The sequence below is a fragment of the Marinactinospora endophytica genome, from assembly GCF_054780875.1.
Genome location: NZ_BAAGVM010000017.1, coordinates 1 through 12517, shown reverse-complemented (window position 1 = coordinate 12517; position 12517 = coordinate 1). Strand labels below are relative to the sequence as shown.

Below are 12517 nucleotides of genomic sequence, written 5' to 3'. Positions count from 1 at the left end.
CCATGGTTGGCCAGTGTCAGGGCGGAAAATCCGCTCTGGACCCTGACGGCCCGATCCGTCGGGAACGAGGTGTGAGGAGACGGAAGTGGCCGAGGAACGCACAAACGCCGACCTGTGGTTTGACCCGGTGTGCCCGTGGGCCTGGATGACGTCGCGGTGGCTGCTGGAGGTCGAGAAGGTCCGGCCGGTGCGGGCTCGCTGGCACGTGATGAGCCTGTCGGTTCTCAACGAGGGCAGGGACCTGCCCGAGGACTACCGTCAGCTGCTCGCCGAGGCGTGGGGGCCGGTGCGGGTGGCCATCGCGGCGGAACAGCGGTTCGGCAACGACGTCCTCGGTCCGTTGTACACCGCGCTGGGAACCCGTTTCCACAACAAGGGGGAGCCGCGCACCACCGCGACGATCGCGGCGGCCCTCGCCGACGCGGGGTTGCCGGCCGACCTCGTCGAGGCGGCCGATTCCACCGAGTACGATGACGCGCTGCGCGCCTCCCACCACGACGGGATGGACCGGGTCGGCTACGAGGTGGGTACCCCGGTGATCTCGGTCGACGGCGTATCCTTCTTCGGCCCCGTCGTGTCTCCCGCTCCCAAGGGGGAAGAAGCCGGGAAGCTGTGGGACGGGGTGCTGCTGGTCGCGGGCGTCGACGGCTTCTTCGAGCTCAAGCGCAGCCGCACCCGTGACCCGATCTTCGACTGACCGATCACACCCGTGGGAGGGTTGGCATGAGCACACCTGACGACGAGCGCCCGGTGGGCCCCTTCGACGACGACTTCGAGGTCCTTCCGGACGTGACCGCGGACGAGCGCGGATACGGCTGGGGTGAACCCGACCACGACAACGACGCGCGGTTGCTCGAGGAGCGCCCGCCGCACTGGGGGTGACCTCGCCGTCGGCGGAACCGGACGCCCGGTTCCGCCGACGGTAGCGTTCCTGTGACCTCCCGGACGAATATCAGAATCGGATTCTGGGAAAGGGTGCGGGCATGCGATCCCTCTACATCAACGGAGCCTGGACCGAGTCCGCCTCGGCGCAAGCCCTCGACGTCGTCAACCCCGCCACCGAGGAGGTCGTCGACCGGGTCCCGGTGGGCGATCCCAAGGACGTCGACCGCGCGGTCGCCGCGGCGCGCGCGGCCTTCCCCGCCTGGTCGGCGCTGCCCCTGGCCGAGCGTCTGCGTCATCTCGCGAAGGCGCACGAACTCCTCACCGCCCGCGCCGGCGACATCGCCCGCACCATCGCCACCGACATCGGCTCGCCCCTGCGTTTCGCGACGCAGGTGCAGACGGGCCTGCCCATCACCATCCTGCGCTCCTACCTCGACCTGCTCGGCGGGGAGACGGGGGCCCGCTACTTCGAGGGGGAGAAGGTCGGCACCTCGCTGGTGGTCCGCGAACCCTACGGCGTGGTCGGCGCGATCACCCCGTGGAACTACCCGCTCCACCAGATCGTCCTCAAGGTGGCCCCCGCCCTGGCCGCCGGCAACACGGTGGTGCTCAAACCGACCGAGATCGCGCCGCTCGCGGCTTATGCCCTCGCCGACATCCTCCACGACGCGGGGCTGCCGCCGGGGGTGTTCAACCTCGTCTGCGGCACGGGTCCGGTCGTCGGCGAGGCGATCGCCGCCCACCCCGATGTCGACGTGGTCTCCTTCACCGGGTCCGGCCGCGCGGGCAGGCGCGTCAGCGAGGTCGCCGCGGCGACCGTCAAGAAGGTGTCGCTGGAACTCGGCGGCAAGTCGCCCAACGTCATCCTCCCCGGCGCGGACCTGGGGCGCGCCGTCAAGCGCGGTGTCGCCGATGTCATGCGCAACAGCGGGCAGAGCTGCAACGCGCTCACCCGCATGCTGGTCCACCGCGACTCCTACGACGAGGCGGTCGGGCTCGCCGCCGAGTACACGGCCAACCATGTCGTCGGCGACCCCTTCGGCGAGGGGGTGCGCGTGGGGCCGCTGGTCTCCGCGGCGCAGCGCGACCGGGTGCGCGGCTACATCGAGCAGGGGATGGCCGAGGGAGCGCGCCTGGTCACCGGCGGCGCCGAGCCGCCCGAGGGGCTGGAGCGCGGCTACTACGTCCGTCCCACGGTCTTCGCGGACGTGCGCAACGACATGCGGATCGCCCAGGAGGAGATCTTCGGCCCGGTGCTGGCGCTGATCCCCTACGGCTCCGAGGACGAGGCCGTCGAGATCGCCAACGACACCGTCTATGGGCTGGCCGCCGCGGTGTGGTCCGGTGACCGGGAGCACGCGGTGGCGGTGGCCCGGCGGCTGCGGGCCGGACAGGTCGAGGTCAACGGCGGCGCCTACAACCCCCTCGCGCCGTTCGGCGGGTACCGGCAGTCGGGCGTCGGCCGGGAGGCCGGACTCTTCGGTCTGGACGAGTTCTGCGAGATCAAGGCCATCCAGTTGTGACATCGGGCACGGGCGGGAGCCGGCACCGGCCTTCACGCCCGTGCCCGCCGGAAACGGTGCCGCCGCGCGGTGTCCCCGGCGTCCGCGCCCCGGACGTAGTGGTCGACTCCAGCGGTTAACCTCGGTTTCCGTCCAGGCGGGGCGTCTCGGTGGGGAAACGGACGTCGAATCACAGGCCGTGTCCCCCTATGACAAGATGACCGCCGAATAGTCCCCCGTTTCCTCCAAGGTGGTTGAAGTTGAGCAAGTCCACGCCGTCCAAGGCCACGCCGTTGAGCAAGGACATCAAGGCCATCGTCCTGACCAACCTGGTGGCCCTGTTCTCGACGATCCTGTTCGCGGCTTTGGGCCTTGGCGTCTTCTACGCCGCCATCTGACCGGCCTCACGGTCTCGGCGGCACACGGCGACGAACCCGCCCGTCCCGTGCCTCGGTGGACCACCGGACGGGCGCGGCCGGTGCTTTCGGCACCGCGCGACCTGCGACACTAGGAGCCGTGCGTGTTTACCTTGGATCCGATCATGCAGGTTTTGAACTCAAAGAGCACCTCGTCTCCTGGCTGAAGGAACGAGGGCACGAGGTCGTCGACGCGGGCCCCGTCGCCTATGACGCGCTCGACGACTACCCGCCGTTCGTGCTGCGGGCCGCCGAGGGGGTCGCCGCCGACCCGGGTGCCCTGGGTGTCGTCATCGGTGGGTCGGGCAACGGCGAGCAGATCGCCGCGAACAAGGTCGCCGGCGTCCGCGCGGCCCTGGCCTGGAGTGTCGAGACCGCCGAGCTCGCGCGTCAGCACAACGACGCCAACGTCGTCTCGATCGGAGCCCGGATGCACTCCCTCGACGAGGCGACCCGCTTTGTCGAGGTCTTCCTCACCACGCCCTACAGCGGCGAGGAACGCCACAGCCGCCGTATCGCCATGCTGGGCGAGTACGAGCGTACGCGCGAGCTTCCCCCGCTTCCGTAGCCGCGCCCGCCCGCCGCGCCCTAGCGCCGGCGGCGCCGCTCGCGCCGCCGGCCTCGACGCGCGGCCCGGGGGACGGGGGGAACGACCAGCTCCTCGCTCCCGGACGGTTCCCGCTGCGTCCCGCCCGGGGACGGGCCGGGCGCTCCCGTCTCCTTGTCGCCCCAGGGGTCCCCGTCCGTGTGCTCCCCGCGGGGGCGCGACACGTCGCGGACCCGCATCGCGGTCGACAGGGTGATATGGCTGCGCGCCATGGAGACCTTCCTCTCCGTCCACCGGCCCTTGCCACGGACGTCCCTACCCGCGTGGCCTTCCTGGGAAGCCTTCCGGCCGGGGCCCGCCACGGGTTCTCGGAGGGACGGCCGGCGGTGCGGCCGGCCGGGTGGGCACGGGGCCGGGGACAGCGGCCCGCGGACCGAGGAGGAGGTCACACCGGTCCCCGGCGGTCCTCCGTGCCTTCGGTCGCTTTCGTGAGGGGTGCCCGGTTACTCCTGTGATCGTGCTCTCCCCGGAAACCGTGTTCGAGGGCCTTCAGGTAAGTGATCTCTCCCTGAATCGGGGGTAAACCACGCTGGACGCCTGACGTCTTCGAGGTTCTCGGCCCATACTGGACCATGAGTAGTTCTGCGGAGTTTTCGGCGTGCACGCTGGGCGGATATCGGCTGACTCGATCCGCGGGGGTGCGGCTCAAAAGCCCGTGGTGTGACGTGCCCGGTGCCGTTGGGCGCGCTACAGTGCGGCCACGATGAAGACCCCGCCCCTCCTTAAACCCGTCCGCTACGCGCGTTCCCTGGCGCAGCGGATCGTCACCCTGCTCAAACGCAAGGTGCTGTTCCGTTACCGTCTTGTGCTGATCACGCTCGTGGTGCTGGCCGTCGGCATCGGTATCGGGGCGGTGTGGGGTCCGGCCGGTTGGTTCCCGCCCAGCGCGGTCATCCTCACGGTGCTCGCCGGAGGGCTGCTGCTCAAACGAAAGAGCCTGGCCTTCCTCCTCGGGGTGGTCGCGGCGGTCCTCCTGTTCACCGCGTTCGCGCTCGACTTCGGCCAGGTCGGTCCGGGCCTCCTGGTGACCATCGGCGTCACCGCGGTCCTGGCCTACCTGCTGTCGGGGGTGCGCGAGCGGCTCGGTGTGCAGGGGCTCAGCGGCGAGAAGATGCTGCTGGAACTGCGCGACCGGTTGCGCGCGCAGGGGAGGCTGCCGGACCTCCCCACCGGTTGGGGGTCCACGGCCGTCCTCCAGCAGGCCGGTGGGTCGTCGTTCGGCGGGGACTTCGTCGTGTCGATGCGCCGGGGCGACCAGTTGGACCTGGCGGTCGTGGACGTCTCGGGCAAGGGGGTGGACGCCGGCACCCGCGCGCTGCTGCTGTCGGGCGCGTTCGGCGGGCTGATCAGCGCCGTGCCCAGCGGCGACTTCCTCGCGCACTGCAACGACTACCTCATGCGCACCGCGGTGGGCGAGGGATTCGTCACCGCCGTTCACCTCAGCATCGACCTCAACACCGGTGACTACCTGATCGCCTCGGCGGGACATCCGCCCGCGGTGCAGTTCGACAGCGGCACCGGGAACTGGTCGACGACGGAGGCCAAGGGCGTGGTGCTCGGCGTCATCCCGGAGATGACCTACACGCCGGTCAAGGGGCGGCTGAGGCCGGGCGACGCCATCCTGCTCTACACCGACGGCCTGATCGAGACACCCGGCGAGGACCTCGACGCGGGGGTGGACCGGCTCCTCGGGGTGGCCGACCAACTGCTCGCCGAGGGCTTCGAGCAGGGGGTGCCCAGTGTCGTCGACACGTTGAGCGGGGACAAGAACGACGACTGCGCACTCGTCGCGATCTGGCGTTCCTGACGCGCCGGTCGGCCACCGCGGGGTCCGGTCACCTCTTCGCGGGGCGCGTGGATGTCCTCCTTTCCCCGGCACGCCGGTAAGGTCGGGGTGTTCCTCGGGCGGGGTGGGGAAGCCGTTCGACGGACTCCCTCCACCCCGTGGGACCGGCGCGCCGCGCCCCATCGCGAACAACCGCCACCTCCCGCGTCCGCTCGCTGTGGCCGCGGTCCGGCCGGTGTCCCACCGGGGCCGAGCCGGTCGCTGGACGGCGTGGAAGTGACGAGGGGGTGCCCGGCATGGCGGACGACGAGCGAGTCGACCTGGTCGACCTGGTCCACAACAACGACCTCACCGGCATACGGTTGTGGCTCGCCGAGCATCCGCCCTATGAGATCGCCGACGAGCTCGCGCGCATGGACAGCCATCTGGCGATCATCCCCTTCCGGCTGCTCGACAAGGACCGCGAACTCGAAGTCTTCGAGGAGCTGGAACCGGTCCACCAGCAGGAGATCCTCATCGGGCTGCGCGACGGCGCGTTCCGCGAGCTGTTGGAGGAGATGGACCCCGACGACCGCGCGCGGCTGATCGGTGAGGCACCGGCCAAGATCGCCACCCGGGCCCTGGCCGGGTTGAGCCCCGCCGAACGCAAGATGACCGCGGCGCTGCTCGGCTATCCCGAGGAGTCGGTCGGCCGCTACATGACGCCGGAGACCGTCGTCCTGCACCGTGACCTGACGGTCGGCCGGGCGCTGGAGGTGGTCCGGGCCAAGGGCGCCGACGCGGAGACGGTCTACACGCTGCCGGTCGTCGACGACGGCCGCCGGCTGGCCGGAACGGTACAGCTCAGTGATCTCGTGGTGAGCGCGCCGGAGACGCTCATCAAGGACATCGTCGACGTTCTCGTGCCGCGCGTGCGCGCCACCGAGCCGGCCGAGGGCGCGGCCCGCCTCATGCAGGAGGCCAACCTGGTCGCGCTCCCGGTCGTGGACTCCGAGGAGCGTTTCGTCGGCCTGTTGACGTTCGACGACGCGCTGGAGCTGATCGAGGCGGCCGACTCCGAGGACATCGCCCGGCAGTCCGGTGCCAGCCCGGTCGCCGGACACTACGTGGCCGCGAGCGTGCTGCGCCTGGCCCGCGCCCGTTCGGTGTGGCTCTTCCTGCTCATCGTGGCCTCCACGCTGACCGTCAACGTGATGCAGGGGTTCGAGGCGACGCTGGAGCAGGTCACGGCCCTGGCGCTGTTCGTCCCCATGCTCACCGGCACGGGAGGCAACGTCGGATCGCAGTCGGCGACCGCGATCGTGCGGGCGTTGGCGGTGGGCGAGGTGCGCGTCCGCGACCTGCCCAAGGTGGCCTGGAAGGAATGCCGGGTGGGGTTCCTGCTGGGGATCATGCTGGCCGCGATCGCCCTGCTCATCGGTTCCTTCCTCGTGGGGGTGCAGATCGCCGTCGCGGTGGCCACCTCGGTCGTCGCGGTCTGCACGTGGGCGGCGATCATCGGCAGCACCATGCCGTTGCTGGCACGACGTGTCGGTGTCGATCCGGCGGTCGTCTCCGCGCCCTTGGTCTCCACCCTCGTGGACGCCACCGGCCTGCTCATCTACTTCACCGTCGCGCGGGCGATCCTCGGCGTCTGAGCCGGGGCGCCGGCGAATCGGGTATCAATCTGGACCGGATGGGTATGCCCACGTCACGGATGTTGCACAGCCGTGTCGTACAGGGGGAGCGAGCATGGCCAGACTTGGGGACGCCTTCGACAAGTTGAAGAAGGCGGCGAGCCAGCACGGCGGCAAGGTTTCGGCGGGCATCGACAAGGCGAGCCGGGTCGCCAAGGAGAAGACCGGCGGCAAGTACGACCAGCACATCGACCGGGCGGGAGACGCCGCGACCGAGTACCTGCGCCGCCAGGCGCGCCAGGAGCGCCCCACAGGGCCGGAGAGGCGGACCGAGGGACGGCCCGACGCCCCGGGGACGGGCGAACGTCCCTAGCGGGATCGATCCACGGCCCCGGCCCACCGGCCGGGGCCGTTCCACGTCCCGGACGGAACCCCGGGCCCGCGCGAAGCGTTGACGGGGTGAAGAGGGGAGAGCACTCCCCGAACAGGCAAGGGAGGAGACGTCGATGGCCGGTCTGAAGGGCCTGCTCCGGCAGGCGTTCGCCTATGTCCGCCGCAACCCGCACCAGGTGAACCGGGGAATCCGGTCCGCGGGGACCTTCGTCAAGCGTCGTACCGGAGGCCGCTACAACCGCCAGGTCGACCAGCTCACCTCCGCCGCCGACCGCTACCTGGGACGGGGCAGGCGGAACGGGTACGGTCGCCAGGGGCACTACCGGCCCGATGACCGCTGGGGTCGGTGACTCTCACCGTCGCGTCAGACCCGAGGATGAGTGGAGCGGCGATAGCGGGGCAGGGGAGGAACGGAACGACTCCGAAGGAACCGAGGAGGAACCCCGGATGTCCGCTCTCGACCGTCTCGTCGGACAGGCCCGCCGCGCCCTGCGTACCGGCGCCGCCCCTCGTCCGCGAGGCCGCACCCGTCCCTACCCGCGGGCCGGCCGGCCCGCGCGCCGCCGTTCTCCCGAGAACGAGTTGCGTCGCGCCGTGGGCCTGTTGCGCCGTTTCACCGCGCGTCGCCCTCGCCGCTACTGACACCGATCGGCCGGTCTTCTTCCCGACGCCGCCGAGGCCGAAATGGCCTCGGCGGCGTCTTCTGGTCACCGTCGTCCCTGCTTGCAGCGGACCCTCCGATTTCGTCCGTGTCGTTGTCCGCTGCCGTGGCCGTGCCTATGGTCTGGCATCGGAGACATCGACGGAAAGGCAGGACGTGCAACATAGGCGGCATGTGTTGACCCCGGTCCTGGTCGCTGTGGTGGGAGCGGTGGCCACTCCGGCCCCGGCGGCCGCGGAGGAGCTGGCATCGGTGACGGTGAGCCCCATCGTGCAGTCCCACCTGCATGACGTGGGCGTCACCCAGGACCCCCGTTCACCTGGTCTCGCCGGAGGACAAGGACGAGTTCATCGACGCGCCCAACATCGGCTGGACCTGAGTCCGAGGAGTCCGGCGAGCGCCGCCGGACACGGTCCCCGGTCCGGGTCCGCCGGCCCGGGGACGTCCACGATGATGGGGGCATGCCACCCACCACCACGGCCCGTCCGCGGCCGACCCTCGTGCCGCGGATCGCGGCCCGCGTCCGGATGCCGTTGCTGTGGGGCGCCACAGTGCTCCTCCTCGCCGGAGGGCTCGTGGGGATCGACTGGTGGGTGCGCCTGCCGGCCTTCGCGGTCGCCCTGGTCGTCGGGCTGAGGGTGGGCCGGGTCCGGTGTCCGCCACGGGAGGTGCGGCCACCCGTGCGCGGCCGGTGGATGGCGCTGGGCGGGCCCGCCGAGCGGGTCCCGAGCCAGGGCACGCACGCCTACGGACAGGGGTATGCGCTCCTCCTCGTCGCCGAGCCGGGGGCGGGCACACGACCCGATATCGGCTGGAGACCGCTCAGCCGTCCGCCCGGGGATTTTCCCGGGTTCGGGGCGCCGGTGTACGCGCCGGCCGCCGGCGTCGTGGTCGGTGTGTGCGGCCGGTGGCGCGACCACCGCAGCCGGACCTCCTGGCCCTGGCTGTTGGGCATGGCCGTCGAATCCGCGCTACGGGAGCTGTGGGGGGCCTCCGGCCTGTTCGGCAACCACGTCGTCATCGACCTCGGGGACGGTTGCTACGCCCTGCTCGCCCACCTGCGGAAGGGGTCGGTGCGGGTCCGGCCGGGGCAGCGCGTCGAGGAGGGGGAGGAGATCGCCGCCTGCGGGAACTCGGGGGCGTGTGTCGAACCCCAGGTCCACTTCCAGCTCATGGACGGTCCGCGGCCGTGGAGGGCGGCGGGCCTCCCCTTCCGCTGGGCCCCCGACAGTGTCCAAGGGGTCCCCGAGGACGGGGTGCCGCGAGCCTGGCGGCCGTTCCGGGCCTGAGACGGGGGTCACCCCAGGTCGGGGGGTGCCGGGGGCGCGGCCCGCGCCACCCAGCGGCCGTCGTGGCGGTCGATCCGGATGGGATGGTCGAAACAGGTGCTGACCGCTTTGCCGGTCAGCACCTCTTCCGCGGGACCGCTGGAGACCACCTGGCCGCCGCGCAGGAGCAGCGCGTGGGTGGTCGTGGCCGGGAGTTCCTCCAGGTGGTGGGTGACCAGCACGCTGGCCAGCGCCGGCTGTTCGCCGCGGAGCCGGTCCAGGCCGCTGAGCAGCTGTTCCCGGGCCGAGACGTCCAGGCCGGTCGCGGGCTCGTCCAAGAGGAGCAGCCGGGGCGCGGGCATGAGCGCCCGGGCGATCAACAGGCGTCCGCGCTCCCCCTGGGAGAGGTCGGGCCACCGCGCCTCACCGAGCCGTTCGACCCCCAAGACGCGCATCAGGTGGGCCGCGCGCGTCTCCTCGTCCTCCCGTGGCGTCCACCTGGGCGGGGGCTCGATGGTGCCGGTGGCGCCGGTGAGGACCACCTGGCGTCCGGTCAGGGACGATCGCAGGGGGTGGCGGGGGTCGACGTGTCCGATGTGTCGGCGTAGCTCCCGCAGGTCGACCCGGCCCAGGCGGTGGCCGAGCACGTGGACCTCGCCACGGGTCGGGTGCCGTTGTGCCCCGAGCAGGCTGAGCAGGGTGCTCTTGCCGGCACCGTTGGGCCCCAGGAGCGCCCAGTGCTCCCCGGGGCGTACCACCAGGCTCACCTGGTCCAGCAGGAGGCGTCCGGACCGGACGAGGTCCACGTGGTCGACGGCCATGACGGGGGAGTGCCAGGCGGCCTCCTCGGGGGATGTGTGCACGTTGTCCCAACTTCCGCGCCGAGTGTGACGGGGCCACGCTATCCGGTTCCGGCTGGAGCGGGGGAGGCGCGATGGCCGGTCAGCGGCCGAAGCGCGCGGATACGGTGGGGCGAAGGGGACATTCGACGGCGGGAGGGCGAGTGGGGTGAGCGCGCGGGGACGGCCATGCCAACTCGTCGTGTGCCGGGGCTGTTGCTGTGGGAGGAAGAAGAAGCGTCCCGGTGTCGATCACCAGGGGCAGCTCGCGCGACTCAGCGCTCTGCGCGACCACGAGGGGCGCGACATCCCGGTACGGGTCAGCACGTGCCTGGGCATCTGTTTCAAGGCCAACGTCGTGGTGGTCCAACCCTCCTCCGAGGGACGGGCCCGCGGCGGACGTCCGGTCTGGTTGGGGGATTTCCTCGAGGACCGGCTGGTCGACGACCTCGACGACTGGATCTTCGACGGAGGCCCGGGGATCTCACCCCTCCCAGAGGCGCTACAGCAGCACCTGACCTCCAAGGACGCCGAGAAGCCGAAGAAGAAGTCCGGCAAGAAGTCGAAGAAGGAGAAGAAGCCCAGGAAGGAGAAGGGCGAGAAGGGCGCGGCGCGGGGGAGGGCCGAACCCGTGAAGAGGGAGAAGAAGTCCAAGAAGGACAAGCGGAAGAAGGCGAAGGACGGGAAGGCCGGAGAGCGGGCCTAGAAGCACCCGGCCGCAACGCCGGCCCGCCGTCGGGGTGGACGCGGCCCACGGAACCGGGTTGACCCTCACGTCGCGTGAGGCTGAAGGGTGGGGCGCATGAGCGACCACCACAGCGCGCCGGAGACGAGTCCCGTGCCCGCTCCCGGCCCGGACGCGGTTCTGCCGGAGCCGTTCCGTGGTGTCTTTGAAACGCCCGCGTCCGTGACGATCCCCACGAACGGCGAGTCCGGAGACCCGCCGATTCAGGCTCCTCGAGCCGTTCGGCGCCTCCTGCGGGCTGCCGCGTCCGCGCCGGTGGGCGTTTCCGGGACGTGCCGCTCGTCCCGGCGGGAGGCGTTTCGGAGCAGAGGCCGGCGATGGGCGTCGGTCTCGCGTCTCTGCTCGGCCAGGTCGGCTCCCCGGTCCGGGCCTGTCGCCCGCCGCGGCCCGACCCGGTCCACGGGGGTATCCCCGGAACGCCTGCGATGTGGCGGTGACCACCCCGAGAACGCGTGGACCGTCTTCACCGCGGTGCGGCCCTTCGCCTCAGCCGGTCGGGAGGCGCGCCCCCTGGAAGCCGTCGGGGACATCCCGCCGGGTGCCGACCGTGGCGGACAATGAGAAGCATGTCCGATGTCACTGACGTCGATGGCCTGACCGTCGGTCAGGTCGCCTCGCGTCTGGGCGTGACAGTCCGCGCGCTGCACCACTGGGACGAGATCGCTCTGGCGCGGCCGTCGCTGCGCACGGCCGCCGGATACCGGCTCTACACCACTGGTGATCTGGAACGTCTGCACCGCATCGTCGTCTACCGCGAGATCGGTCTCGGCCTGGAGTCGATCCGGGCCATCTTGGACGATCCGACCGTGGACGTGCCCGACGCGCTGCGCGCGCAACGCGCCGGGGTCGCCGAACGGATCGACCGCCTCCAGCAGCTCAGCGCCGGACTGGACCGGATGATCGACGCCCACGAGCGCGGCCTGTTGCTGACCGCCGAGCAGCAGGCGGCGATCTTCGGCCCCCGGTGGGACCCGGACTGGCCCGCCCAGGCCCGTCAGCGCTACGGAGACACGGCGCAGTGGCAGCACTACGCCGAACGCTCGGCCTCTCGCGGGCCGGAGGAGTGGCGGGCCATCGCCGACGCCGTTGTCGGCTTCGAGCGCGCCCTCGGGGACGCGATGGAGGCCGGCGTCGCCCCCGGCAGCCCGGAGGCCGACCGGCTCGTCGAGAGGCATCGCGAGATCTTCGCCTCGTACTTCCCCCTCACCAGGCAGATGCAGGTCTGCCTGGGCCGCAAGTGTGAGACCGGCCCGGGATTCGCCGCCCACTACGACGGCATCCGCGCGGGCCTTGCCACGTGGTTCCGTCAGATCATCGACGCCAGCGCGCGCCCACGGCATCGACCCCGACACCGCGACCTGGCAGTAGCGCGGATCCACGGCTGGACGCCTAACGGGTACTTCCCGTCCGCTTCTCCTGCGGGGCGAACTGCGTGCGGTACAGGGCGGTGTACAGGCCGCCGTGGGCGAGGAGCTCGTCGTGGGTCCCCGACTCCAGGACACGGCCGTCCTCGAGGACGAGGATGCGGTCGGCCTCGCGGACGGTGGCCAGCCGGTGGGCGATGACCAGGGAGGTCCGCCCCCGCAACGCGGTACGCAACGCCTCCTGCACCGCGGCCTCGGACTCGGCGTCCAAATGCGCGGTCGCCTCGTCCAACACCACCACCGAAGGAGCCTTGAGCAACAACCGCGCGATCGCCAGACGCTGCTTCTCCCCACCCGACAACCGGTACCCACGATCCCCCACGACCGTGTCCAACCCATCGGGCAACGCATCCAGCAGATGCCCCAACCGCGCCG

15 protein-coding genes and 1 pseudogene are annotated in these 12517 nt (G+C 71.3%); 13 read left to right on the top strand and 3 right to left on the bottom strand.

The features are described 5' to 3' along the window. Positions 1-85 precede the first annotated feature (85 nt). The 5 genes from ACYVHU_RS24540 to ACYVHU_RS24520 all read left to right on the top strand — a co-directional run bounded on the left by ACYVHU_RS24540 (position 86) and on the right by ACYVHU_RS24520 (position 3371). Positions 86-697, top strand: coding sequence for a mycothiol-dependent nitroreductase Rv2466c family protein (locus ACYVHU_RS24540; RefSeq protein ID WP_078763878.1), 612 nt, complete (start codon positions 86-88; stop codon positions 695-697). Between the two features lie 26 nt (positions 698-723). Continuing rightward, positions 724-882 carry a hypothetical protein gene (locus ACYVHU_RS24535; RefSeq protein ID WP_200813762.1) on the top strand — a complete coding sequence of 53 codons (159 nt, stop codon included), beginning with the start codon at positions 724-726 and terminating at the stop codon, positions 880-882. 101 nt (positions 883-983) lie between these two features. Next, the gene (locus ACYVHU_RS24530) at positions 984-2408 is read left to right on the top strand and encodes an aldehyde dehydrogenase family protein (protein WP_078763879.1); all 1425 of its coding nucleotides are present in this window, start codon (positions 984-986) and stop codon (positions 2406-2408) included. Between the two features lie 239 nt (positions 2409-2647). Then, entirely contained in the window at positions 2648-2785 is a 138-nt protein-coding gene (locus ACYVHU_RS24525) for a hypothetical protein (RefSeq protein WP_200813763.1), read from the top strand. Positions 2786-2903: 118 nt separating this feature from the next. Beyond that, the gene (locus tag ACYVHU_RS24520; RefSeq protein WP_078763880.1) at positions 2904-3371 is read left to right on the top strand and encodes a ribose-5-phosphate isomerase; all 468 of its coding nucleotides are present in this window, start codon (positions 2904-2906) and stop codon (positions 3369-3371) included. A 20-nt stretch (positions 3372-3391) separates the two neighbouring features. On the opposite strand, the gene ACYVHU_RS24515 is transcribed toward ACYVHU_RS24520, so the two are convergent. Next, positions 3392-3622: a hypothetical protein gene (locus ACYVHU_RS24515; RefSeq protein ID WP_498949598.1), complete on the bottom strand. Its 231-nt coding sequence runs from the start codon at positions 3620-3622 to the stop codon at positions 3392-3394. Between the two features lie 491 nt (positions 3623-4113). On the opposite strand from ACYVHU_RS24515, the gene ACYVHU_RS24510 reads away from it, so the two are divergent. The 6 genes from ACYVHU_RS24510 to ACYVHU_RS24485 all read left to right on the top strand — a co-directional run bounded on the left by ACYVHU_RS24510 (position 4114) and on the right by ACYVHU_RS24485 (position 9155). Beyond that, on the top strand, positions 4114-5217 hold the full coding sequence (locus ACYVHU_RS24510; protein WP_078763882.1) for a PP2C family protein-serine/threonine phosphatase: 1104 nt from the start codon (positions 4114-4116) through the stop codon (positions 5215-5217). A gap of 275 nt (positions 5218-5492) precedes the next feature. After that, positions 5493-6833 (top strand): magnesium transporter, encoded by a 1341-nt coding sequence (mgtE, locus tag ACYVHU_RS24505; RefSeq protein WP_078763883.1) that lies wholly within the window; start codon positions 5493-5495, stop codon positions 6831-6833. A gap of 94 nt (positions 6834-6927) precedes the next feature. Next, positions 6928-7185: an antitoxin gene (locus ACYVHU_RS24500; protein WP_078763884.1), complete on the top strand. Its 258-nt coding sequence runs from the start codon at positions 6928-6930 to the stop codon at positions 7183-7185. A gap of 133 nt (positions 7186-7318) precedes the next feature. Next, on the top strand, positions 7319-7555 hold the full coding sequence (locus ACYVHU_RS24495) for an antitoxin (protein WP_078763885.1): 237 nt from the start codon (positions 7319-7321) through the stop codon (positions 7553-7555). Between the two features lie 97 nt (positions 7556-7652). Continuing rightward, entirely contained in the window at positions 7653-7847 is a 195-nt protein-coding gene (locus ACYVHU_RS24490) for a hypothetical protein (protein ID WP_078763886.1), read from the top strand. A gap of 480 nt (positions 7848-8327) precedes the next feature. Then, positions 8328-9155: a M23 family metallopeptidase gene (locus tag ACYVHU_RS24485; RefSeq protein ID WP_078763887.1), complete on the top strand. Its 828-nt coding sequence runs from the start codon at positions 8328-8330 to the stop codon at positions 9153-9155. 8 nt (positions 9156-9163) lie between these two features. Here ACYVHU_RS24485 and ACYVHU_RS24480 read toward each other — a convergent pair whose 3' ends face one another. After that, on the bottom strand, positions 9164-9955 hold the full coding sequence (locus ACYVHU_RS24480; protein WP_078763896.1) for an ABC transporter ATP-binding protein: 792 nt from the start codon (positions 9953-9955) through the stop codon (positions 9164-9166). Between the two features lie 187 nt (positions 9956-10142). On the opposite strand from ACYVHU_RS24480, the gene ACYVHU_RS24475 reads away from it, so the two are divergent. Both ACYVHU_RS24475 and ACYVHU_RS24470 read left to right on the top strand, forming a co-directional pair. After that, the gene (locus ACYVHU_RS24475) at positions 10143-10679 is read left to right on the top strand and encodes a (2Fe-2S) ferredoxin domain-containing protein (RefSeq protein ID WP_432939356.1); all 537 of its coding nucleotides are present in this window, start codon (positions 10143-10145) and stop codon (positions 10677-10679) included. A 596-nt stretch (positions 10680-11275) separates the two neighbouring features. Beyond that, positions 11276-11980: pseudogene (locus ACYVHU_RS24470) on the top strand (MerR family transcriptional regulator); the annotation flags it as partial. Between the two features lie 127 nt (positions 11981-12107). Here ACYVHU_RS24470 and ACYVHU_RS24465 read toward each other — a convergent pair. After that, positions 12108-12517, bottom strand: a 410-nt coding sequence (locus tag ACYVHU_RS24465) for an ATP-binding cassette domain-containing protein (RefSeq protein WP_498949595.1), incomplete at its 5' end; no start/stop codon positions are given.

Excerpts from the sequence above, each read along its gene's own strand:
- mgtE (WP_078763883.1), top strand. The coding sequence starts at position 5,493 with ATGGCGGACGACGAGCGAGTCGACCTGGTCGACCTGGTCCACAACAAC.
- ACYVHU_RS24480 (WP_078763896.1), bottom strand. The coding sequence starts at position 9,955 with ATGGCCGTCGACCACGTGGACCTCGTCCGGTCCGGACGCCTCCTGCTG.
- ACYVHU_RS24530 (WP_078763879.1), top strand. The coding sequence starts at position 984 with ATGCGATCCCTCTACATCAACGGAGCCTGGACCGAGTCCGCCTCGGCG.
- ACYVHU_RS24485 (WP_078763887.1), top strand. The coding sequence starts at position 8,328 with ATGCCACCCACCACCACGGCCCGTCCGCGGCCGACCCTCGTGCCGCGG.
- ACYVHU_RS24495 (WP_078763885.1), top strand. The coding sequence starts at position 7,319 with ATGGCCGGTCTGAAGGGCCTGCTCCGGCAGGCGTTCGCCTATGTCCGC.
- ACYVHU_RS24490 (WP_078763886.1), top strand. The coding sequence starts at position 7,653 with ATGTCCGCTCTCGACCGTCTCGTCGGACAGGCCCGCCGCGCCCTGCGT.
- ACYVHU_RS24515 (WP_498949598.1), bottom strand. The coding sequence starts at position 3,622 with ATGGCGCGCAGCCATATCACCCTGTCGACCGCGATGCGGGTCCGCGAC.
- ACYVHU_RS24500 (WP_078763884.1), top strand. The coding sequence starts at position 6,928 with ATGGCCAGACTTGGGGACGCCTTCGACAAGTTGAAGAAGGCGGCGAGC.
- ACYVHU_RS24510 (WP_078763882.1), top strand. The coding sequence starts at position 4,114 with ATGAAGACCCCGCCCCTCCTTAAACCCGTCCGCTACGCGCGTTCCCTG.
- ACYVHU_RS24535 (WP_200813762.1), top strand. The coding sequence starts at position 724 with ATGAGCACACCTGACGACGAGCGCCCGGTGGGCCCCTTCGACGACGAC.